This window comes from Microbulbifer maximicatervae (SeqCode), assembly GCF_056231245.1.
The window spans coordinates 3,905,385-3,926,796 of record NZ_CP174334.1; the positions used below are offsets into that span (position 1 = coordinate 3,905,385).

Annotated in this window: 18 protein-coding genes; 1 reads left to right on the forward strand and 17 read right to left on the reverse strand. The window is 52.8% G+C overall.

The genetic code is table 11. The features are described 5' to 3' along the window. Positions 1–65: 65 nt before the first annotated feature. From ACJJIS_RS17090 to trmJ, 16 genes are all read right to left on the reverse strand, one after another. Positions 66–1,022, reverse strand: a complete 957-nt coding sequence (locus ACJJIS_RS17090) for a RodZ domain-containing protein (RefSeq protein ID WP_475708649.1) — start codon at positions 1,020–1,022, stop codon at positions 66–68. After that, on the reverse strand, positions 1,012–1,788 hold the full coding sequence (gene pilW / locus ACJJIS_RS17095; RefSeq protein ID WP_475708650.1) for a type IV pilus biogenesis/stability protein PilW: 777 nt from the start codon (positions 1,786–1,788) through the stop codon (positions 1,012–1,014). Before pilW ends, ACJJIS_RS17090 begins: the two co-directional genes overlap by 11 nt. Positions 1,789–2,143: 355 nt before the next feature. Next, positions 2,144–4,147 carry a cytochrome-c peroxidase gene (locus tag ACJJIS_RS17100; RefSeq protein WP_475708651.1) on the reverse strand — a complete coding sequence of 668 codons (2,004 nt, stop codon included), beginning with the start codon at positions 4,145–4,147 and terminating at the stop codon, positions 2,144–2,146. Between the two features lie 482 nt (positions 4,148–4,629). Beyond that, positions 4,630–6,612: a cytochrome-c peroxidase gene (locus ACJJIS_RS17105; protein ID WP_475708652.1), complete on the reverse strand. Its 1,983-nt coding sequence runs from the start codon at positions 6,610–6,612 to the stop codon at positions 4,630–4,632. A gap of 410 nt (positions 6,613–7,022) precedes the next feature. After that, positions 7,023–8,972, reverse strand: coding sequence for a cytochrome-c peroxidase (locus ACJJIS_RS17110; RefSeq protein ID WP_475708653.1), 1,950 nt, complete (start codon positions 8,970–8,972; stop codon positions 7,023–7,025). 539 nt (positions 8,973–9,511) lie between these two features. Then, positions 9,512–10,630, reverse strand: coding sequence for a dual-specificity RNA methyltransferase RlmN (rlmN, locus tag ACJJIS_RS17115; protein WP_444892905.1), 1,119 nt, complete (start codon positions 10,628–10,630; stop codon positions 9,512–9,514). A 63-nt stretch (positions 10,631–10,693) separates the two neighbouring features. After that, on the reverse strand, positions 10,694–11,122 hold the full coding sequence (gene ndk / locus ACJJIS_RS17120; RefSeq protein WP_108731991.1) for a nucleoside-diphosphate kinase: 429 nt from the start codon (positions 11,120–11,122) through the stop codon (positions 10,694–10,696). A gap of 294 nt (positions 11,123–11,416) precedes the next feature. Further along, positions 11,417–11,611, reverse strand: a complete 195-nt coding sequence (gene iscX, locus ACJJIS_RS17125; RefSeq protein WP_282934076.1) for a Fe-S cluster assembly protein IscX — start codon at positions 11,609–11,611, stop codon at positions 11,417–11,419. 24 nt (positions 11,612–11,635) lie between these two features. Then, a complete protein-coding gene (gene fdx / locus ACJJIS_RS17130; protein WP_475708654.1) occupies positions 11,636–11,974 on the reverse strand; it encodes an ISC system 2Fe-2S type ferredoxin in 339 nt (112 codons plus the stop codon). A gap of 90 nt (positions 11,975–12,064) precedes the next feature. Beyond that, on the reverse strand, positions 12,065–13,936 hold the full coding sequence (hscA, locus tag ACJJIS_RS17135) for a Fe-S protein assembly chaperone HscA (protein ID WP_475708655.1): 1,872 nt from the start codon (positions 13,934–13,936) through the stop codon (positions 12,065–12,067). A 63-nt stretch (positions 13,937–13,999) separates the two neighbouring features. After that, positions 14,000–14,527, reverse strand: a complete 528-nt coding sequence (gene hscB / locus ACJJIS_RS17140) for a co-chaperone HscB (protein ID WP_282934078.1) — start codon at positions 14,525–14,527, stop codon at positions 14,000–14,002. 136 nt (positions 14,528–14,663) lie between these two features. Further along, the gene (iscA, locus tag ACJJIS_RS17145; RefSeq protein WP_444895049.1) at positions 14,664–14,975 is read right to left on the reverse strand and encodes an iron-sulfur cluster assembly protein IscA; all 312 of its coding nucleotides are present in this window, start codon (positions 14,973–14,975) and stop codon (positions 14,664–14,666) included. Positions 14,976–15,031: 56 nt separating this feature from the next. Continuing rightward, positions 15,032–15,454 carry a Fe-S cluster assembly scaffold IscU gene (gene iscU / locus ACJJIS_RS17150; RefSeq protein ID WP_108731985.1) on the reverse strand — a complete coding sequence of 141 codons (423 nt, stop codon included), beginning with the start codon at positions 15,452–15,454 and terminating at the stop codon, positions 15,032–15,034. Between the two features lie 27 nt (positions 15,455–15,481). After that, the gene (locus ACJJIS_RS17155; RefSeq protein WP_444894792.1) at positions 15,482–16,696 is read right to left on the reverse strand and encodes an IscS subfamily cysteine desulfurase; all 1,215 of its coding nucleotides are present in this window, start codon (positions 16,694–16,696) and stop codon (positions 15,482–15,484) included. 62 nt (positions 16,697–16,758) lie between these two features. Continuing rightward, the gene (gene iscR / locus ACJJIS_RS17160) at positions 16,759–17,235 is read right to left on the reverse strand and encodes a Fe-S cluster assembly transcriptional regulator IscR (RefSeq protein WP_282934079.1); all 477 of its coding nucleotides are present in this window, start codon (positions 17,233–17,235) and stop codon (positions 16,759–16,761) included. Between the two features lie 106 nt (positions 17,236–17,341). Then, complete coding sequence (trmJ, locus tag ACJJIS_RS17165; protein ID WP_475708656.1) at positions 17,342–18,133, reverse strand: tRNA (cytosine(32)/uridine(32)-2'-O)-methyltransferase TrmJ; 792 nt, start codon at positions 18,131–18,133, stop codon at positions 17,342–17,344. Positions 18,134–18,268: 135 nt separating this feature from the next. Between trmJ and ACJJIS_RS17170 the strand changes: the two genes are divergently transcribed. Next, positions 18,269–19,072, forward strand: a complete 804-nt coding sequence (locus ACJJIS_RS17170) for an inositol monophosphatase family protein (RefSeq protein ID WP_282934081.1) — start codon at positions 18,269–18,271, stop codon at positions 19,070–19,072. 58 nt (positions 19,073–19,130) lie between these two features. Here ACJJIS_RS17170 and ACJJIS_RS17175 read toward each other — a convergent pair whose 3' ends face one another. Next, positions 19,131–21,170, reverse strand: a complete 2,040-nt coding sequence (locus ACJJIS_RS17175) for an ATP-binding protein (protein WP_475708657.1) — start codon at positions 21,168–21,170, stop codon at positions 19,131–19,133. Positions 21,171–21,412 lie beyond the last annotated feature (242 nt).

The window sequence follows — 21,412 nt, forward strand, 5'->3', positions numbered from 1 at the left end:
AGGGGAGATTATAGAGAGATTGGGCGCAAACCTACAGGGTTCGCGCCCAAACGGGGAAGATCATCTTAATCGCCGACAATCAGACGACGAGTGCGGCGGTCGCCAATAGGCTGGCTGTCGATAGTTTCATCGCGGTAAACCACATGGGTTGCACGGGCATTTCCCAACATCAGCTCAAATGGAGCATCTCCATCTAAAGATTTGGCACTGCCAGCAGCTTGGACCCCGGCCAGTAAAATCACACCTTGTGCGTCTTTCACCTCAACCCAGGCATCTTCATCAAAGCGAAGCCGCAATGCGCCTTTCAGGGCCTGGTCCAACTGGGCTACTTGGGCGGGAACAGGCTCAACCACTTTTTCCACAGAAGCAGCGGGTTTATTCTCCACCGTTTCAGCACTGCCAACCTCAAGCTGAACATGAGCAACTCCATTTGATGCTGGTGCAAATGGCTCTGAGCTCAACTCTTCAACTGCAACTTCCTGCCCCTCTACTTCAGTAACCGGATCAGTTACAACTTCACTGGCAACGGGGGCTTCGGCAACCAGGTCCGCAGTATCCTCACCCATGGGCATACCGGGAATATTGACTGGAGTACCGTACTTCCACCAGAAGACACCACCCGCGAGCAACAGGGGAATCAGGGCCAGGGCACCATGTCCGCGCTTGCGCTCAGGGCGAAATGCCTCGGCTTTAGTGGTTCGCCGGGATTCACTGCGCTGTGCTGGCTGCGGCCGATCCCTATCATAGGCTTCCAAAGCCGGCTCAGCAGGAATATTCAACTCGCGACAAATATTGCGGATATAGCCTCGCGTGTAGACAGCTTCTGGCTGCTTTTCGTAATTATCGCTTTCAATCCACTCAACTGTGTTATCAATAATACACAGGCGCTGCGATAACTCCTCTCGGGACAGCCCGGCCGCTTCCCGAGCCGCCAGCAAAAGATTGCCAGCGGAACCCTTAGAAGTTTGCGTATTGGATACGACCTCACCACCTTCGCAGTGTTCGGGACTACTATCCGTCATTACCACTCAACTCCTGATATTTCAGTGTCTCCGCAGAGTACGGGTACAAATTCTTCAAAGCAAGGGCGTAACTTCGCTCCTTGTCACGATTGCCAAACACCTTCTCGATACGAATCCCAAGCCACAGTGACTGGGGAGTCTGGCGATTCTTTTCACTAAACTGATCCAGGTACGCCTTGGATTTTGCGTAATCACCGGCGTTAAATTTCAGCTCAGCCATTTCGATCAACGCCAGCGGCAAATCGGAGTTCAGTGCTAACGCCCTGGCATAGGCCCCTTCCGCCTTGTCGGTGAGACCCAGACGCGCGGCCGTACGACCGTAGTTAACCAAGGCAAAAGATCGACGATTATAGGTGAGGTCTGTAGAGGCGAGTTCGAACTGCTTGAGGGCCTCTTTATAGCGCTCTTGTTTATAGAGAAAAACGCCGTAATTAGTGTGAGCCATGGAAAACCCGTCGCTATAGCGCAAGGCTTTCTTGAAGTGAGATTCCGCAATATTCAGCTCACCATCCGCTTGATAAAGCAGTGCCAGACCGTGATGTGCCAGTGGGTTCTTTTTGCCCAATTCCAAAGCACGATTAAAATGACGGCGGGACTGCTCCCTGCTGTTGGGGTCCCGCAAATAGCGAAGCCCCAACTGAACATGGGTCTCCAATGCCTTATCCAGGTCAACTTCCTTGCGCTCGGGTCCCCCAGAGGTTACACACCCCCCCAGCAGAGTACCGAGCAGCACCAGGAGCGACAGGCTCTTAAATTTCGCGGACACTACATCACCTGTATCTTTATTTTTCACTTATCGGCCCAGCGAGATTGCGCGGGTGTCACCAATACACCAATGAGTGCTAACGCCAATCCCTGGACAAAGCAAGCCCGCAAAACACAGCAAAACCCAACATCGACCACCGGCATCCACTGGCAGTGGTAAAAGTACATATCGGTATTTTGTGTGAGAAATCTGATTCCGCCTCAGCTGGCACTTTCCAAATCCCTATACTGCCGGAAAGCCTTGCCAGTTGCAGCCCTAAAACCCAATCAATTCCATTTAGTGATGACTTTGTCGAGTATTGTCAATCCGCCAGTACCGGTGTACCGGCGGAATAAGTAAAAAGGGCTTAGAAGAGTTAGAGTTGATTACCTTCCTGGTCAACCGCATCCAGCTGCATGCCATCTGGACCAGTGTCCCGCGGCGGAATCAATGACTGGACTGCATTGGAGTCAGTATTTGCCGCATCTGGATCAGTTAGGGTTTCGAGGAACGCTACCAGTAAATCAACCTCCTCGTCGTCCAAATTCACAGCGCCGTCGCCATTTTCAGCCAACAGTGCTTCAGTCAGTGCCTGGCCATTGGGCGCAACTTTCGCGGCACACTCATCCACCTCTGCAAACTGATCCAAATCGCACATCTCACTGTTGGTGAAATACTGGGAAACAGAGTCGGCTCGACCAGTGTAGTGTTCGACATTTCTTTTCAATGTACCGAACTGACCTGCGTGTCCCCAGGGGCCAGTGAGCGCCACATTAAGCAGCGTTGGCGTGCGGAAGCTGCCGCTTCCATTACCACCCAAGTCAGCACCACTGCCACTCTCATCTTTACCAACACCAATCTGTGGATAACTGACAGCTCTCAACCCTTGATTAGAGAAAAAGGCTCCTGAGTGGCAATTTGTACACCCTGAATTTCGTGTCATAAAGGTAATTGCCCCTCGCTTTTCATCGTTATTGAGGGCCGCAAGGTCTCCATCAACATAATCAAAGAAGGGGTTATCGATAAAAATTTGCACCGCTTCGTAAGAGGCAATTGCCTCTGCAATTCTGCTGAAGTTAATTGCCGAATCGCCAAATGCTGCGGTAAACATTACACCCCACGAGTCCTGGGTTAATTTTTCAGCGAGAATATCCTCACGATAATCAGTAAAACCATCATCGCTGGTATCGTCGTAACCGAACTGGGTGATATCCCCCATCTCAGCAGCTTCTGTGACCGGGAAGTGGGCTTGGGCCATCATCAGTGCGAGGGTACCAGTACCCACGGCCGCCTCTGTGTTGCGAGTAACATCCCGGGAGTCTGTCCTGAGCCCGCCATTACCATTGATCGCCACTCGGTTATCCCAGAACAAGCCATTATCCCAAAGGGCTACATTGCAGATAGGCTGGGCATTTCGCGGTACCAGCGGAACTTCATTCTGGCCGTCGGAGCGACCGGGACCGACTAATTCAGCATCAACGGGATCAACACCAACTGGCATGGACAGGTCATCACCACCACAACCTATTGCCGGGTGGTGGCAGGAAGAGCAAGATGCATCGCCATCAGCGCTCAGGTTTTTATTGTGAAACAAGCGCATACCCAGCTCTACCATGACAGGGTCCTGTTCACTTCTGACCCGGGCAGCAAAGGCGCGCATATCTTCCAACTGCTCGGCCATGCCAACGTCATCCAGCACTGCCTGTAAGCAGCTATCGAGACTGCCATCAGCAATATTGACCGCTGAACGCGCATTTTGACATTCATCAAAATCGGAAATTCGGCTATCAGAACCGTCTGCATCAGAACCATTACTGAGGCCGTCATTAGTATTATTTACCAATGTTCTGGCAGTGACGCTGGCGGTCTCATCTTCGCTGTCGACATCGCCGGTGGTTACTGAGTAGGTATATTCAGTGTCTGATGAGAGACCTTCATCGACATAGTATCCGCTAGTCGTCTCAGCAACTCGTTCGCTGCCACGATAGATAACATAGGTCGCACCGGTGCTTTCCCAGGAAAGACCAATGCTGGTACCGGAAAATGCGTTGCCGATCAGTTCTGCAGGAATAATTCCCTGACCTGAGCCTGTATCGCCATCGCCATCGCCATCGCCATCGCCATCGCCATCGCCATCGCCATCGCCATCGCCATCGCCATCGCCATCGCCATCGCCATCGCCATCGCCATCGCCATTTTCATCATCACCTGAACCAGAATCACCATCACTGCCAGTATCAGAAGTTTCAGTAGGTGTGTCATTGTCACTACTTGAGGAACCACCTCCTCCGCAACCCACCATCACAAGAAATAGAGATAGGACCAGCAGCTTTACCAGAGCCGTTAGCGATAGTGTGATTTGATTTTTATCAACATTCATAGTTCTTGACCTGCCCGTCAATGACCTTTTCTTATTCCGAGTTCTGGACACTAAATACAGGGCGAAGTGCCAATGCTGACACCAAAGGGTAATTGAATGCTTGCCATTAAATTACAGGGAAAACCTTTAAATTAGTATTTACCAGATGGAATCAGGAATAATTTCGGCCCACTGTGTCCAGCAGCGAAAAATCTCACTGTAATTACAAATTGGATGTTTTCATTTTGAACTACTGTAACGATTCAGAGTAAGAAACTCTGCTAAGGGCGTCGCAACAGTACATTGCCAATGTCCTCAAAATGATAAATTGAATGGAAGATTAATCACACTTGGAACGCTATAGGCAAGAGCGGGTTTTAAGCTTTTAACCCAGGCAATACTCTTGTACTTATTAGAACAGCAGTTGCCGGCATTTGCTGGCAACTGCTGAGAAGGGCTATTTCAGTTTAAATTACCCAATCGGCGATGTTGGAGAAAAACAGTTACAGGCTTCTGCCATCCTTGTCGATTGCATCCAACTGCTTCCCATCAGGCCCACCATCTCTGGGAGGAATCAAGAATTGAATCGCATTCGAACTGGTATCGGCAGCATTGGGGTCTGTGAGCGTCCCGAGAAATGTCACTACAAGATCAATTTCATCGGCAGAAAGGCGGTTAACTCCTCCTCCTTCATTTCCATCAATAATGTTCTGGGAATGGGTTAAACCATTTGGAGCCACTTTATTGGCACAACCCTCAACATCCTGAAATTGCACAAGATCACACATTTCACTATTTTCAAAATACCGGGTAATTGAGGCTCCCTGGTCACTGTAGTGCTCAACATTCCTCTTCAGCGTACCGAATTGCCCATTGTGCCCCCAAGGCCCGGTAAGTGCCACGTTGAGCAACGTCGGTGCACGAAAGGCACCAAACCCAAGTGATCCCTCGCCGCCCCAATCAGCCCCATTCCCACTCTCATCGGTGCCTACCCCTATTTGCGGATAGTTCGCAGCCATCAATGCCTCAGATGTGAAAAAGGCCCCCTTGTGGCAAAAAGTGCACCCCGCCTCCTTAGACATAAATGTAATGGCACCACGTTTTTCCTCAGCGCTGAGCGCCTCCAGGTTGCCCCCGGTATATTCAAAAAACGGATTATCGATAAATATTTGCACTGCCTCATATGCAGCTATTGCTTGAGCGATCCGACTGAAATTAATCTCAGAATCACCAAATGCTGAAGTGAATAACGGCGCCCAGGCTTCAACATCCAGGTTTGCGGCTAAAATATCCTCACGATAGGAAGTAAAATTCTCATCAACAGAATCATCGTATCCAAAATCGATTATGTCACCCATCTCGGGAGGTGCTGTAACAGGGAAGTGGGCTTGAGCCATTAACAGTGCCAGGGAACCAGAGTCCACCGCTGCTCTAGTATTTCGGGTGACGTCCGTTGATTCTGTCCGCAGGGTCCCATTAGTCCCCATAGAAACACGGTTATCCCAGAACAGGCCGCGACTCCAAAGCGAGGTATTGCAAATTGCCTGCGAGTTTCTAGGCACTAGTGGTACTTCGTTAATACCGTCCGACCTGCCTGGTCCTAACAAAGCAGTATTCACAGCATTTACCCCAACAGGCATCGATAGATCATCTCCACCGCAACCAATCGCAGGATGATGACAGGAAGAGCAGGAGGTATCTTGGTTAGCACTTAAAGACTTGCTGTGGAACAGGCGCATGCCCAGTTCTACCATGGCCGGATCCTGTTCGCTGCGAACCCGCGCTCCAAAAGCACGTATATCTTCAACAAGGGTCACCATCCGGTTAAGCTCAAGCATTGCCCCTAGGCAGGTGTCCAGATCCTCCTCAAGCAGGTCCAATGCACTAGAAACATTTCTACACTCTGCAAAACTAGATATTTGTTCATTCAGAACATCGTCTTCTGTACCGTTATTCAGGCCAGTATTTGTGTCATCAACTAGTGTCTTGACTGTAACCTGCGAAGTTTCCGATTCGTTTGCAGCATCAACTGTACTGACAGAGTAAACATATTCGGTGTTAACTGAGAGGCCCTGTTCGACATAATAGTTATTGCTGGTTTCCGCGACCTTTTCACCGTTTCGATAGATAAAGTAAGTCTCACCATCTCTTTCCCAGTTAAGACCGATACTGGTTCCCGAGTGGGCATAGCCAATTAGCTCAGCGGGTTCACCGGCTTCTTCAGGCTCAGGCTCAGGATCAGGCTCAGGATCAGGCTCAGGATCAGGCTCAGGATCGGTGCCCGTCCCTGAGCCAGAACCGGAACCGGAACCGGAACCGGAACCGGAACCGGAACCATCATCACCCTGAACGGTATCTGCAGGCGAATTATCCTCACTACCAGATGACCCGGAGCCGCAACCAACTAACAGCGAAAACAGCGTGAGGAAAAAGAGTCTAAGTAGGACTCTGGGAAAGACTTTTTGATCGAACTTCTGAGCACTCATAAGAATCCTAGTGGTCCCTTCCATATATTTTTAATAGTTCATAGGTGATAACGCGACACCAATAGATTTGGTTGACCAATTAAGGAAGAAATGTGAACAAAAGTCCGGAGTGAATCCCGGAGGGAACGACCAGCTCACCAGAATTTCAGGGGATAGAGTTTTTTTCCAGCAACAACTGACTAAAACTTCGCAATCCAGACGATGACTTATACCTAGCCCTGATCGTAGGAATTCACTCTCGAATCAACTCCGGCCTGGCTCTGGAAGCAAAGTAAGAATGAAACTGTGGTGAATTTTAAGGCAGAAGGCGGTTGCCTGAATGATGAATGCGAATAAAGGTCGCTAATGAAGAGTTGGCATCTCACCAGTAAGTCAATATTAGTGAGATGCTCAAATAAAATGCAGGAATGTTAAAGTTCGTTGCCGTCCTGATCCCAGGCATCCAGCTGCATTCCATCGGGTCCGCCGTCACGGGGAGGAATCAGGGATTGGGTTGCATTTGAATTTACATTCTCAGCATCCGGGTCAGTGAGCGCCTCAAGAAATGCCGCTAACAGCTTCACTTCATCGTCGTCTATCGGAAGTGCTGCATCACCATCTATCTCCAGAATTGCCTCGGTCAACTCCAGACCATTGGGCGCAACTTTCGCTGCGCAGTCTTCTAGCTCAGCAAACTGATCCAGATCGCACATTTCACTATCTGCGAAATACCGGGACACCGAATCCGCTTGCCCGGCATAGTGCTCAATATTTCTTTCTAAGGAGCCAAACTGCCCGGCGTGCCCCCAGGGACCAGTAATGCCTGCATTGAGCAGTGTTGGAACACGAAAGCCACCGAGTACTGCCCCTCCCCAATCAGCGCCATCATCCTCTTTTCCGACACCAATTTGAGGATAGTTAACGACCCTCAAACCCTGGTTAGTAAAGAAGGCGCCCGTATGGCAAGCAGTACAACCAGAGCCTGGCGTAAAATAAGTAATTGCTCCCCGCTTCGCATCGTCATCCAGCGCTGTCAGGTCACCGTCGATATAGTCAAAGAAGGGGTTATCAATGAAAATATATACCGCTTCATAGGCGGCAATCGCCTGTGCGACCCTACTGTAGTCAATACTGTTGTCTCCATAAGCGGCAGCAAATAAGGGGCCCCAGGACTCCTCATTGAGCTTTGGTATAAGATATTCCTCACGGTAATCAGTAAGGTCATCGTCGCTACTTTCGTCGTAGCCAAATTCAGAAATATCCCCCATCTCAGCAGCATCAGTCACCGGAAAATGGGCTTGGGCCATCATAAGTGCCAAAGTACCGGTACCTACCGCCGCTTCAGTATTATTGGTTACATCCCTGGAGTCTGTTTTAAGGCCACCGTCGCTCGTGAAAAGAACGCGGTTGTCCCAGAATAATCCATTATCCCAGAGCGCCACATTACAAATAGGCTGGGCATTGCGTGCAACCAACGGCACTTCGTTTTCACCATCGGAACGCCCTGGGCCAAGCAAATCGGGATCAACGGCATTAACCCCAACAGACATGGAAAGATCATCACCAGCGCAGCCTATTGTCGGGTGGTGGCAAGAAGAGCAGGCGGTATCACCGTTAGCACTAAGACTTTTACTGTGGAATAACCGCATACCCAACTCAACCATCTCCGGGTCTTGCTCACTTCTAACTCGAGCAGCAAAAGCGCGCATATCCTCCAATTGCTCTGCCATTCCCACTTCATCCAGCACAGCCTGCAAGCAACTGTCGAGACTACTATCGTCAACATCTACGGCTGAGCGCTCATTTTGACATTCATCAAAATCAACAATGCGCTTTTCAATGGCCTCTGCTTCAGTACCATTGCTCAGGCCATCATTCGTGTTATTAACCAGTGTTTTTGCAGTAACACTATTAGTATCACTATCAATACTCCCCACACCGACCCAATAACTATATTCAGTATTAACTGAGAGGCCTTCATCCACGTAATGGTTATCTGTAGTTTCTGCGATCAATTCGCCATCGCGATAGATGCTGTAGGTCTCTTCAGAGTCCTCCCAAGAGAGCCCTATGCTGGTGCCGGAGAAGGGATTTGCAATCAGTTCAGCAACCAAGATCCCCTGCTTTGAATCGGATTCATCATCTGACCCAGTATCACCATCAGTATCACCATCAGTATCACCGTCCGAATCGTCACCATCGTCTGAGCCAGAGCTATCCCCAGAGCCGCTATCATTTTCAGTAGTTTCTGTCGATGAATCATCCTCACCGCTAGAGGAACCACCTCCCCCACAGCCCACCATAAATAGAAATAAAGAAATGAACAGCAGCTTATTCAGCGCTACAAGCAATTGGGTTAATTGGTTTTTTTCCGCGTTCATAATGTTCGAACAGTCCCGTCGATAACTTTTCTTTTCCTAAGCCAGGCAACTCAGAGAACTCCATGCACTTCAACTCTCAACACAGCTGTGCAAGCATTTCTACACTTTGTTTTTCCTGAACCTAAGCACGCTGTAACAGCTCCAGGCCAAATGAAAATGACTGGATAGCACGCTATAGCGTCATAATGTTTTGATGGATGTTGGAGATACGGGTGTAGCTACTGCAAAGATCCAGTGCCAGACGGTCTAGTGAAGACCTCTCTCCAATGGCCAGCTATTTCATTCAAAGTCAAAATGTTGCAAGCAAAATGCAAATTAAAAAAATATGATCGTTTTGACCTAATCTCATGCATATATCCAACGCTCCCTTCCCGGGTAAATTTTCCTCGAGCGTTAAACGTTAGATAAAGCAATTTCGTTGACACGAAAAATAGAATAGAAAGGAACTTTTAGGCTAAACAGAGTTTTTTTGAGAAGGGGAAAATCGAAGCCAATAGGCTGCCAACAATTTGGCAACCTATACAAAAAATTACCAGCGACTAGTTAACAATACGAACAGGGCGCTCTGCATTGCGGTAGCGCTCGGAGCGGCGGGTACGGTCATTAACACTGCCTGCCAACTGACCACAGGCCGCATCAATATCATCGCCGCGTGTAGTGCGCACAGTCACGGTATAACCTTTGTCGAGCAAAATCTGCTGGAAGCGACGCAGTGCGTTATTACTCACTCGCTGGTAGTCGGACAACTCAAACGGGTTAAAGGGAATCAGGTTAATTTTCACCGGAATCTCTTTAAGCAGCTCTGCCAATTGCTCAGCGTGCTCCGGGCGGTCGTTAACCTCGCGCATCAGCGTGTATTCAATGGTCATTTTACGGTGCGTATCCGGCATGCGGTCGATGTAGCGCTTGGCGGAATCCAGTAGCACCGCAATAGGGTATTTTTTATTGATCGGCACCAACTCGTTACGTAATTCATCGTTGGGCGCATGCAGGGAAATTGCCAGGCTCACATCGGTCACATCGGCGAGGCGGTCCAGTGCGGGCACTACACCGGAGGTCGACAGGGTGACGCGACGCTTGGAAATACCGTAGGCGTTATCTTCCATCATCAGGTTCATGGAATCGACCACATTGTCGAAATTGAGCAATGGCTCACCCATGCCCATCATAACTACGTTGGTAACCTTGCGCGGTCCTTTCGGGTCCAATTGACCGAAAGATTTACAGGCAATCCAGACCTGCCCGATAATTTCTGCCGCCGTTAAATCGCGGTTAAAGCCCTGCTTGCCAGTTGCACAAAAGCTGCAATCCAGGGAACAGCCCACCTGGGAGGAGACACAAAGGGTGCCGCGATCACCATCGGGGATATAAACAGTCTCGATAGCATTGCCACCGGAGACTTTAATTAACCATTTCCGTGTGCCATCGGCGGAATCCCACTGATTCAATACTTCCGGGGCACGGACTTCGGCCACTTCCGCCAGCTTTTGACGCAGGGCCTTGCTGACATTGGTCATCTCAGCAAAATCATCAACCCCATTCTGGTGAATCCACTTTAAAACCTGAACAGCGCGGAAGCGCTTCTCGCCCAATGATTCAAAAAAGGCGGCCAGCTTTTCTACCGAAAGGCCGAGCAGGTTGGTTTTCTCTGTGGTCATTCATTTCACCTCGGGGGAAGAATTGCACCGGTCCGGACAGACCGGTGCGATTTGTGGCGCGGATTAAGCGCGCGCGCAGATTTCGTCGTCGGCGAAGAAGTAGCTTACTTCGCGAGCAGCGGACTCTGCGGAGTCGGAACCGTGTACAGCGTTGGCGTCGATGCTGTCAGCGAAGTCAGCGCGGATGGTGCCAGCAGCAGCTTCTTTAGGGTTGGTAGCACCCATCAGGTCGCGGTTTGCCAGGATAGCGTTCTCGCCTTCCAGAACCTGTACAACAACTGGACCGGAAGTCATGAAGTCAACCAGGTCTTTGAAGAAAGGACGCTCTTTGTGCTCAGCGTAGAAACCTTCAGCTTTTTCGCGGGACAGTTGAACCATCTTCATGGCAACAATGCTCAGGCCAGCTTTCTCAAAACGGCTCTCGATTTCACCGATTACATTCTTGGCTACTGCGTCCGGCTTGATGATAGAAAGGGTACGCTCCAGGGCCATGGTTATCTCCAAATTGATTTTTTGTAACTTAACTTAGGAACCTCTAAACAACTCTGTAAGCCCCCGCAGGGCGGGCCTTCAAGGCTCGCAGAGGTGTTGCGGGATTGTTGCGGAGTTGTTCAGAGGCTCCCTACATAAAGAAAGAGCAACCTACTCAGTTGCTCTTCCCTGATATTCCTTTCATACCCACCGGGGGGTACTCAATTTTTGATCACCGCATTTCGCGGCCGGCGGATTATACGGGGTATTGATCGACTTTTGTACTCTCTTGCCAATACTGCCCCCGAAGGCCGGTCACTCCTGCTCTTCGATCCAGGCAGCCTGGATCGCTTCGAGGATTTTCTCTCCGCAGCGATCAGGATCGTCATCAAATCCGGGCAGCGCCATCACCCAGTTGCGCAGGTCGACAAAGTTGACCGTCAGAGGGTCCACATCCTCGTGAGCTTCGCTCAACTCTATGGCAATATCGTGAATATCAGTCCACTTCATGATTCAGCTTCCTCAGCGTGCAGGTCAGTGCTTTTCCGACACCTGGTTGATGGTGTACTTGGGAATCTCGACCACCAGGTCTTCATCTTCCACAATCGCCTGACAGGACAGGCGAGACTCGGGCTCCAAGCCCCAGGCTTTATCCAGCAGGTCCTCTTCAAGCTCGTCCGGCTCTTCCAGGGAATCGAAGCCCTCGCGCACAATGATGTGACAGGTGGTACAAGCACAGGCTTTTTCACAGGCGTGCTCAATTTCGATATCGTTGGCCAGGGCCGCGTCGATCACGCTGACACCGCTCTCCGCTTCCACCACTTTGCCCTCAGGGCACATTTCCGGATGGGGTAAAAATACTATCTTCGGCATGGGGTACTGAACCTCTGTGGTCTCAATCCGACGGGGAGAAAGTAACGACTCCCCGGCCGCCGGCAGCGCAGAGTCTGCGCCTGATCATGGTTATTTATCAAATTCATCCAAGCTGTGGCCCTGCATAGCCCGCTTAATGGAGGCATCCATACGCTTGGCAGCAAAAGGCTCAGACAGCTTATTCAAGGCTTCGATACGTCGACGAATTTCCTCTGCGTCGCCGCCGTTATGGGCCAGGCGCAGAGCTTCCATCGCGTGCTCAAGCTCGTTTAACTCACCTTCGTCCAGCAGCTCGGCACCGTTCTCACGCAGGGCCACCAACATGCTTTCCAGGGTTCTCTCCGCTTCCACCTGGGCCTCGCGCAGGGCACGCAGGGCGATATCCTCAGCGGCGTGGGTGTAGGACTCCTGCAACATGCGCGCAATATCCTTGTCTTCCAGGCCGTAGGAAGGTTTAACCGTAATATCGGCACTGACGCCACTGCTTTTTTCCATAGCTGTCACCGACAAAAGACCGTCAGCATCCACCTGGAAAGTCACACGGATATGGGCGGCACCGGCCACCATCGGCGGTATGCCGCGCAATTCAAAGCGCGCCAGTGAGCGACAATCACTCACCAGCTCCCGCTCGCCCTGCACGACATGGATCGCCATGGCAGTCTGGCCATCTTTAAAAGTGGTGAACTCCTGGGCTTTGGAGACGGGGATGGTCGTGTTGCGATCAATCAATTTTTCCGCGAGGCCACCCATGGTTTCAATCCCGAGGGAAAGGGGAATAACATCTAACAGCAGCAATTCTTCGCTGGACTTATTGCCCACCAATACATCAGCCTGAATCGCGGCGCCGATTGCTACTACTTGGTCGGGGTCAATTTCCGCATGAGGGGGACGACCAAAATAACCCTCAACCCGCTCCCGCACGCGCAAAGTACGAGTGGAGCCACCCACCAAAACTATTTCCTGCACCTCATCGGCACTGATACCGGCATCGCGCAGGGCGCGCTTACAGGCGCGTAGGGTTTTGTCGATAAGGGGATCCAGCAGTGAAGCCATGGTGTCGCGATCGAGCACGCCTGACCAGTCGCCGTATTTCACTTCCACCTGCTCGACACTGGACAGGGATTCTTTCGCAGCACAGGCGCTGTCTAACAGGACTCGCTGGGTCGCGGCGTCGAGATTGGTACCCAATCCCACTTGCTCGGCGATCCAGGAAGCGATAGTGCGATCGAAATCGTCGCCACCAAGGGCTGTATCGCCGCCGGTAGACATGACTTCAAACACACCCCGGGACAGGCGCAGAATAGAGATATCGAAGGTGCCGCCACCGAGGTCATAGACCGCGATCACACCCTCTTCGCCCTTATCCAGGCCGTAGGCAACAGCCGCTGCTGTGGGCTCGTTGAGCAGGCGCAGGACTTTCAGACCCGCCAGTTGGGCGGCGTCTTTGGTCGCTTGGCGCTGGGCATCATCGAAGTAGGCCGGCACGGTGATCACCGCACCATCCAGCTCACCGCCCGCTTTGCCATAGAGCGCTTCGCGGCCGCGCGCGGCCAGTTTTTTCAGGATTTCTGCCGATACCTGCACCGGGTTTACCGCTCCGGCTGCAGTTTCAATCGAAGGCATACCGCCACTGCTCTCAGCCAGGCGATAGGGCAACTGCTCACCAAAACTTTTGATATCCGCAACACCTCGCCCCATCAGGCGCTTGATAGAAATCATGGTGTTGTAGGGGTCTTCTGCAGCGCACGCGCGGGCTTCAGCACCCACGGTAATCGCCTCGGCTCCGTAGTGCACCGCTGATGGCAGGATCACTTCACCCTGGTCATCGGCAATGGCCTCTGCCGATCCACTGCGCACGGTCGCTACCAGTGAGTTAGTGGTCCCCAAATCGATACCCACTGCGTGCTTGCGCTGGTGGGGAGCTGGGCTCTGGCCCGGTTCAGAAATCTGCAGTAATGCCATTAGTTATCTCTTCTTTAAGCGGGGCGCGGTACCGTCTGGCCCTCTCAGTCGGTGCTCTCGCAACTAGTCGTTGAAAAGGTCTTCTTCCAGCTCGTCAATTTGTTTCTCAAGCTTGGCCAGGAACTGAAGCTTGCGCAGCGAGTCCTCTGCTGCGCCCAGATCTCCCCCGTCATAAGTTTCGGCAAAGCGCTGTTCCTCACTGGAGATCAGCCCCCGCGCCTCAGCACTGAGCTCATCCAGCGCAGCTGCCGGATCGGGCTGCTCGCGCACTTCTTCCAGGCGCTCGCGCAACATCATCTGCTGCATCAGAAATTCAGTATCTTTGGTGGTCTGCTCAGGTGGCACATCTACCCCGGCCAACTTGAGTAGGTAGGCGGCGCGCTGTACCGGGTCGCGCAAAACGGTGTGCGCCTCATTGATCTGAGCCGCCATTTTGATGGCCAACAATTGTTCGCCCTCGGAATGGGAAGCGTATTTGTCCGGGTGGAATTCCCGCTGTAATTCCCGGTAGCGGGTCGCCAGGGCACTGCGATCGACCGCGAACGCGGGTTGCAGACCAAAAACTTCGAAATGGTTCAGGTTGGTTGCCATCTGAATATACCTACTGGGGCACAGCCTGGGACGCGGCTGAAGTTGCCGCTTACTGCTGCACGGCCCCCAACTGTCCGAGGGGCCAATAAAAAGGCCGGTATGCGCAGCGCACCCGGCCTTGTGGGGCGAGAGCGAATCAGACGTGGAAACTCTCGCCGCAGCCACACTCATTTTTTACATTGGGATTCGAGAAGGTGAAGCCTTCGTTCAGGCCTTCCTTGACGAAATCCAGCTGGGTGCCGTCGAGGTAAACCAGACTCTTGGGGTCCACCACCAACTTAACGCCGTTTTGCTCAAATACCGTATCTTCGGCTTCGAACGAATCGACAAATTCCAGCACATAGGCGAGACCGGAACAGCCGGCCGTTTTGACACCGACACGAATGCCGATTCCCTTGCCTCGCTTGGCCAATTGACTTTGAATGTGGGCCTCAGCGGCCTCGGTCATACTAATAGCCAAAATAACACCTTCGCTATGTTTGGACGCTACATTTGGACGAGAAGTTAACCCGCCGCAGATTCCTTGGCTTCTACAGCGTCATCGGACTCACCGCGCTTTTCGCGGATATCGCGAACCGCAGCTTTAATCGCGTCTTCGGCGAGAACCGAGCAGTGGATTTTCACCGGCGGCAGCGCCAGCTCCTCTGCAATGGCAGTGTTTTTGATCTGCTCCGCTTCGTCGATCGTCTTGCCTTTCACCCACTCGGTCAGGAGGGAGCTGGAGGCAATGGCGGAACCACAGCCGTAGGTCTTGAACTTGGCGTCTTCGATAACACCCTCGTCGCTTACCTGAATCTGTAGGCGCATCACGTCACCACAGGCGGGCGCGCCCACCATACCGGTACCTACATTGTCCGCCTTGTCGTCCATACGTCCAACATTGCGGGGGTGCTCGTAGTGGTCAATTACTTTATCGCTATAGGCCATGACTTTTCTCCTAACTCTTGCGCGCGCTTAGTGAGCGGCCCATTCAATCTTGTTCAGGTCTACGCCGTCTTTGTACATATCCCAAAGCGGTGACAATTCACGTAGTTTCTCCACTGCCTTGCGCACTTCTGCGGCAGCGGTATCGACATCACTCTCGCTGGTAAAACGACCAAAGCTGAAGCGCAGTGAGCTGTGCGCCAGTTCGTCGTTAACACCCAGGGCTCGCAGTACGTAGCTGGGCTCCAGGCTCGCAGAGGTACAGGCGGAACCGGAGGAGATCGCCAGGTCGCGCAGCGACATGATCAGGCTCTCACCTTCTACAAACGCAAAGCTCACGTTCAGGTTGCCCGGAATTCTCTTCTCGGCGGAACCGTTGATATGGACCTCTTCCATATCCTTGATCTGATCCCAGAAACGGTCGCGCAGAGAGCGCAGACGCTCGGCTTCCTGAGCCATTTCTTCTTTGGCAATACCAAAGGCTTCGCCCATACCGACAATCTGGTGAGTCGGCAGGGTACCGGAGCGCATGCCGCGCTCGTGGCCGCCACCGTGCATCTGGGCTTCCAGACGGACGCGGGGCTTGCGGCGTACGTAAAGGGCACCGATACCTTTGGGGCCGTAAATTTTGTGGCCGGAGAAGGACATCAGGTCAACTTTCATTTCCTGAAGGTCGATCGGCAACTTGCCGGCGCTCTGGGCCGCGTCCACATGGAAAATAACTTTGCGCGAGCGACACAGTTCGCCGATTGCAGCGATATCGTTGATCACCCCAATCTCGTTGTTGACGTGCATCAGGCTCACCACAGTGGTGTCCTCGCGCATGGCTTCCTCAACCTGCTCCGGATAGACGATGCCGTCTTCACGGGGATTCAGGTAGGTCACTTCAAAACCTTCCCGCTCCAGCTGGCGGCAGGTATCCAAAACCGCTTTGTGCTCAATTTTGGAGGTAATAATGTGCTTGCCGCGACTCTGGTAGAAGTGGGCCGCACCCTTGATACCCAGGTTGTCGGACTCGGTGGCACCGCTGGTCCAGACAATTTCGCGCGGATCGGCGTTGATCAGCTCCGCCACCTGGCGTCGGGCATTCTCCACAGCTTCTTCCGCTTTCCAACCAAACAGGTGGGAGCGGGAGGCCGGATTGCCGAAATTGCCTTCCATCGTCAGCTGCTCTGCCATTTTCTTGGCGACGCGTGGGTCAACCGGACAGGTAGCCGAATAGTCCAGATAGATGGGAAGCTTCATAGTCATACCGTTTCCGCTTAGTAAATCTCTAATATCTGTCTGCTGGCCCGTTTGGGCCCCAATCACAGGCCGCCGAGTACAGCGACCCTCTCTTCCGGCGCCTCGCGCATATCTTGCCGACGCGCAACTTCCTGCACCTCAGCTCGGGAAACCAGGTTGGCCAAGCTGATACTGCTGAGGAAGCTATGAATCTGATCACTCAAGTCTGACCAGAGGTAGTGGGTCAGGCACTGTTCGCCATTGGCGCAATCCGCATTGCCGCCGCAGCTGGTGGCATCTACAGACTCATTGACCGCATCAATGATCTGCGCCACAAAAATCTCTTCACCATCCCGCGCCAGGCGATAGCCACCGCCGGGCCCGCGCACACTGGACACCAGCCCAGAATGCCGCAACCGGGAGAACAGCTGCTCCAGGTAGGACAGCGATATACCCTGGCGCTTGGATATGTCTGCCAGACTGATCGGTCCGCGATCAGCGTGCAACGCCAGGTCCAGCATGGCAGTCACCGCGTAGCGGCCTTTGGTTGTCAAACGCATATCAGCTCCCAACTGATGTACAGCCCTTTTCCGATCGGGGCGCGAGTATGGAATAACCCACTACTGTAGTCAAGTATATAACCCAGCGGGACACTCGGGTACTCAACTAGTCGGGTCGCCCCTTACCACCAGAGCGATGGATGTAATTCTGGATTGAGGTCAACATACCGCGCAGGATACCCAGCTCCATATCATCGGGGCGCACCCGACTATACAGTCGGCGCAGGCGGGTCATTGTCTGACGGGGGTTATCCGGGTCAATAAAGCCCAGCTCGCCCAGCGCCTGTTGCAGGTGATCGAAATACAGCTCCATATCGCTGGCCTTGGCCGGTGGACGATCCCAATCGGTGTAATTCAAAGGCTCACCCTTTTCCGCTTCCAGGGCCGCCATACGCACTTCGTAGGCAAGTACCTGAACAGCAGTCGCCAGGTTAAGGGAGCTGTATTCCGGGTTGGCAGGAATATGCACATGGTAGTTACAGGCCTGTAACTCTTCGTTGGTAAGCCCTCGATCCTCGCGGCCAAACACCAAAGCAACCGGATGAGACGCGGCCTCGGCGACGGTACGCTCTCCACACTGGCGCGGGGTCAGCAGGGGCCAAGGGATTCGGCGCTCGCGAGCGCTGGTGGCCACAACAAGACCACAATCAGCCACGGCTTCTTCCAGGGTATCCACCACAACGGCGCTATCGAGCAGCTCAGCTGCCCCGGCTGCACGCCAAACAGCATTGGCTGCAGGAAATTCCCGAGGCGCTACCAAGTACAGCTGACTCAGGCCCATATTCTTGAGCGCGCGCGCCGCACCACCAATATTTCCGGGGTGTGCGCTGTTAACCAGAACCACGCGCACATTGTCGAGCGCGGCAAGTGGAGTCGTGTCTAAAGGTGACTTGGCCATACTGAAAGTAATAAATCGGTGTCATGGGGGCGCGCGAGTGTAGCAAAAACCAATCGGAATCCCTACAATCGCGTCCGTCGCAGTTAACCTGCGGCCTGCTTTTTAACCCCTTTAACCACTTTGTGCGGAATAGTTATGGAACCCATGCTAAATATTGCCCTGCGCGCGGCGCGTAAGGCAGGAGAACTGATCGAACGGGCCTGGGAGCGCGGCGACCTGATGAAATTCGAAGAAAAGACGCGCAACGATTTCGTTACTGAAGTGGATAAGGCCAGCGAACAGGAGATTATCTATCACCTGCGCAAGGCCTACCCCAAGCACAGCATCCGCGCTGAAGAAAGCGGCCTGCAAGAGGGCGCTGAGCCCGATTACGAGTGGATTATCGACCCTCTCGATGGCACCACCAATTTTATCCACGGAGTCCCACAGTTCGCTGTTTCTATCGCCTGTCGCTATCGCGGCCGCATTGAGCACGCAGTCGTACTGGACCCCATCAAACGCGAAGAATTTACCGCAAGTCGCGGTCGCGGCGCTGCCCTGAATGGCCGCCGTATCCGCGTCTCTTCACGCCAGGGCATGCGCGGCTCTCTGATTGGCACCGGCATTCCCTTCAACGGCCTGCCGCTGGATAACATCGACGCCTACCTGGCCGCCCTAAAAGATATCGCTGGGCAAACTGCGGGAATCCGCCGCCCTGGCGCCGCAGCGCTGGATCTTGCCTATGTTGCTGCCGGGCGATTCGACGGCTTCTGGGAAATGTACCTGAACACCTGGGATATCGCAGCGGGCTCCCTGTTGGTCAAAGAAGCCGGCGGCCTGATCAGCGATTTCCGCGGTGGTGAAGATTACCTGGACTCCGGCCACCTGGTCTGCGCCACTCCGAAAGTATTTAAGCCCCTGGTGAAAATCGTGGGCAAACATATGGGGCACATACGCTAAAAGCCTGAACGGCACTCCGGCAAATAAGATGCCGGGGTGCTGATTCCAAGAGCCCAGCTCACCTCTTCCCCGTCAAACACTCCACCAAAACTCGCGCAAGCTGCGGTCGATCAAAGTTATCCGGCAAAGCGGTTGTCACCCCCGAGGAAGCCTCTCCTCCCATAACCACCAAACAGGTTTTTTGAGTGACTTGATCCTGCTTGAGGATACTTACCAAATCCCCAACCGACATTCCCGGTAAGGTATTGTGAAACAACACTACATCCGGTGCTTGGGTACGCGCCATAAATATGGCCTCAACAACATCTGCGGCCACAGAAAGCTGTACTTGCGGCGCCCCCTGCAAAAGTTTTTCCACCCGAGCCACACTTTCAGGACGGTTATCCACTAGCAGCAATCTACAGTCGGGTAATGTTGACGGGGCATCAACAGAATTTGCAAATGACAGGAAAGACTCCGCTGCATCGACCATTGGGAATTCAACCCAAAATACTGAGCCCTGCCCTTCCTGACTGTCAAAATCGATCCGCCCCCCCATCGCCTCCGCCAGACGCTTGGCAATTGCAAGACCGACACCCGTACCCTCGATATGCCCTTTTTCCTCCCCCAGACGATTAAAGGGCTCAAAAACTTCTTTGCGTCTCTCTGCTGCAATCCCCTTGCCGGTATCCAAAATATTCAGTCTCAACCAGCCATCGGCCTGCGGCGTAAAATTAATAATGACACGGCCATTTTCACGATTGTATTTCACCGCGTTGCCCGCCAGGTTCAATACAACTTGCTTATAGCGCACTGGGTCCGCACAAATATAAGCGGACTCCCAGCCGAGAGGCTCAAACATCAAACTTACGCGACGGGTTTCAGCCAGGGGCTCGAGCAAACGTTTACATTCTGCTACCAAATCGGCCGGACGAATTAATTCCATCGAGGGGCCCAAACGCCTACTGTCGATTCTGGCCAGCTCCAATACATCGCCGACCAAATGCAATAAATGCTGCCCCGCGCGACGAATTTCTGATAAGCGCTGACGCTGGTCTGCGTTGAGACTCTGATCTAATTCGACAATTTGGCTGTAACCTAAAATTGCATTAAGTGGCGTGCGTAATTCATGGCTCAGGCTAAATAATAAATCTGCCCGATGCGCATTTTCCTCCCGCTGCAACTCCAGCTCCCGCTCCATTTGCGAAAGTCTTTCCCGGCTGCGGCTGACGTCTTGTAAAACTCCCAACACCCGCACGGGCTGACCGCGACTATTTAATTGGGCCTTGCCGCGGCAGCGAACCCAAACCACACTGCTATCCGAACGCCAGATGCGAAATTCCACATCGAGCGGTAACCCCTCGCGCACATGATCCCGCATGGACTGCTCAACCCGAGGGAAGTCCTCCGCTAAAATTCGAGCCTTCCACTGCTCCGCGGCTGAAATACCGATACTGCGTATCGGGCTCACTTCGTAACCCAAAATCCCCCAGCAGGCATCATCAAGCACCATTTCATCTGCGCGTAGATCCCACTCCCATAAACCATCGCCAACTCCAGACAGTGTTTGTAAGGGGCGCTCGCCAGGCAGGTTGGATAGGTAGCGCTGGGCCAAAGTTTCAGTGAAGTCAGCGCAACTTCCAATCACAACAAATCCACTGTCATCCTCGAGGTTTATTGCGCGTCCCCGCAATCGTAACCAGCGCAACTGACCGAGACTGTCGTAGGCCCGAAAAGTAGTATCGAAGTGTCCACCTTTGTTAGTAAGACGACGCCGCACAGTGATAATTCGATCCCGCTCATCAGAGTGAACCGAACGCAATTCATCACCCGTCCACAGGGAAGTCAAAGAGAGTTCTGCAGTTTCTGCAAACAGGAGCCAAATTTCACCCTGAGCACGCTGGGCACCGGAATCCGGATGCCACTCCCACAACCCGCAATCTGAATCCAAAAACAAATCTTGCAAACAAGCGGTATGACGAGGCAGGCGCGATGCATCCAAAGAAGAGAGCTCATCGCTGGTTGCCAACTGGAACACTGCGCTGGACGGATTTGGGGTTAGTGACTCTGACACACAGGGCTCGACTATCGAAATTAGCTCATTAATTACCTGGCTCATGCATCCTTGCCATAAAAGAGAGCCTCTCTCCCGGGGCCGTCAAATTTGGGAACGCCTGGGGAGACCCTAAACTAAAGCATTATGAGCTTTGCGCAAAGTGCGGGCAAAAAAAAGGCCCCGCAATGCGGGGCCGTAATCAGCGATGATGAGAGAAAACGGGAAGTCACCCAGTGTTAATGGTTTGCCATAACCCTAAGAAACTCTCCCGAAATGCGGGTCCTTTGCCCCGCACATTTACCAAT

What these genes read in the sequence shown, in the direction of transcription:
- ACJJIS_RS17090 (WP_475708649.1), bottom strand. Translation starts at nt 1,022, where the DNA reads ATGACGGATAGTAGTCCCGAACACTGCGAAGGTGGTGAGGTCGTATCC.
- ACJJIS_RS17100 (WP_475708651.1), bottom strand. Translation starts at nt 4,147, where the DNA reads ATGAATGTTGATAAAAATCAAATCACACTATCGCTAACGGCTCTGGTA.
- ACJJIS_RS17105 (WP_475708652.1), bottom strand. Translation starts at nt 6,612, where the DNA reads ATGAGTGCTCAGAAGTTCGATCAAAAAGTCTTTCCCAGAGTCCTACTT.
- ACJJIS_RS17110 (WP_475708653.1), bottom strand. Translation starts at nt 8,972, where the DNA reads ATGAACGCGGAAAAAAACCAATTAACCCAATTGCTTGTAGCGCTGAAT.
- rlmN (WP_444892905.1), bottom strand. Translation starts at nt 10,630, where the DNA reads ATGACCACAGAGAAAACCAACCTGCTCGGCCTTTCGGTAGAAAAGCTG.
- ndk (WP_108731991.1), bottom strand. Translation starts at nt 11,122, where the DNA reads ATGGCCCTGGAGCGTACCCTTTCTATCATCAAGCCGGACGCAGTAGCC.
- iscX (WP_282934076.1), bottom strand. Translation starts at nt 11,611, where the DNA reads ATGAAGTGGACTGATATTCACGATATTGCCATAGAGTTGAGCGAAGCT.
- fdx (WP_475708654.1), bottom strand. Translation starts at nt 11,974, where the DNA reads ATGCCGAAGATAGTATTTTTACCCCATCCGGAAATGTGCCCTGAGGGC.
- hscA (WP_475708655.1), bottom strand. Translation starts at nt 13,936, where the DNA reads ATGGCATTACTGCAGATTTCTGAACCGGGCCAGAGCCCAGCTCCCCAC.
- hscB (WP_282934078.1), bottom strand. Translation starts at nt 14,527, where the DNA reads ATGGCAACCAACCTGAACCATTTCGAAGTTTTTGGTCTGCAACCCGCG.
- iscA (WP_444895049.1), bottom strand. Translation starts at nt 14,975, where the DNA reads ATGACCGAGGCCGCTGAGGCCCACATTCAAAGTCAATTGGCCAAGCGA.
- iscU (WP_108731985.1), bottom strand. Translation starts at nt 15,454, where the DNA reads ATGGCCTATAGCGATAAAGTAATTGACCACTACGAGCACCCCCGCAAT.
- ACJJIS_RS17155 (WP_444894792.1), bottom strand. Translation starts at nt 16,696, where the DNA reads ATGAAGCTTCCCATCTATCTGGACTATTCGGCTACCTGTCCGGTTGAC.
- iscR (WP_282934079.1), bottom strand. Translation starts at nt 17,235, where the DNA reads ATGCGTTTGACAACCAAAGGCCGCTACGCGGTGACTGCCATGCTGGAC.
- trmJ (WP_475708656.1), bottom strand. Translation starts at nt 18,133, where the DNA reads ATGGCCAAGTCACCTTTAGACACGACTCCACTTGCCGCGCTCGACAAT.
- ACJJIS_RS17170 (WP_282934081.1), top strand. Translation starts at nt 18,269, where the DNA reads ATGGAACCCATGCTAAATATTGCCCTGCGCGCGGCGCGTAAGGCAGGA.
- ACJJIS_RS17175 (WP_475708657.1), bottom strand. Translation starts at nt 21,170, where the DNA reads ATGAGCCAGGTAATTAATGAGCTAATTTCGATAGTCGAGCCCTGTGTG.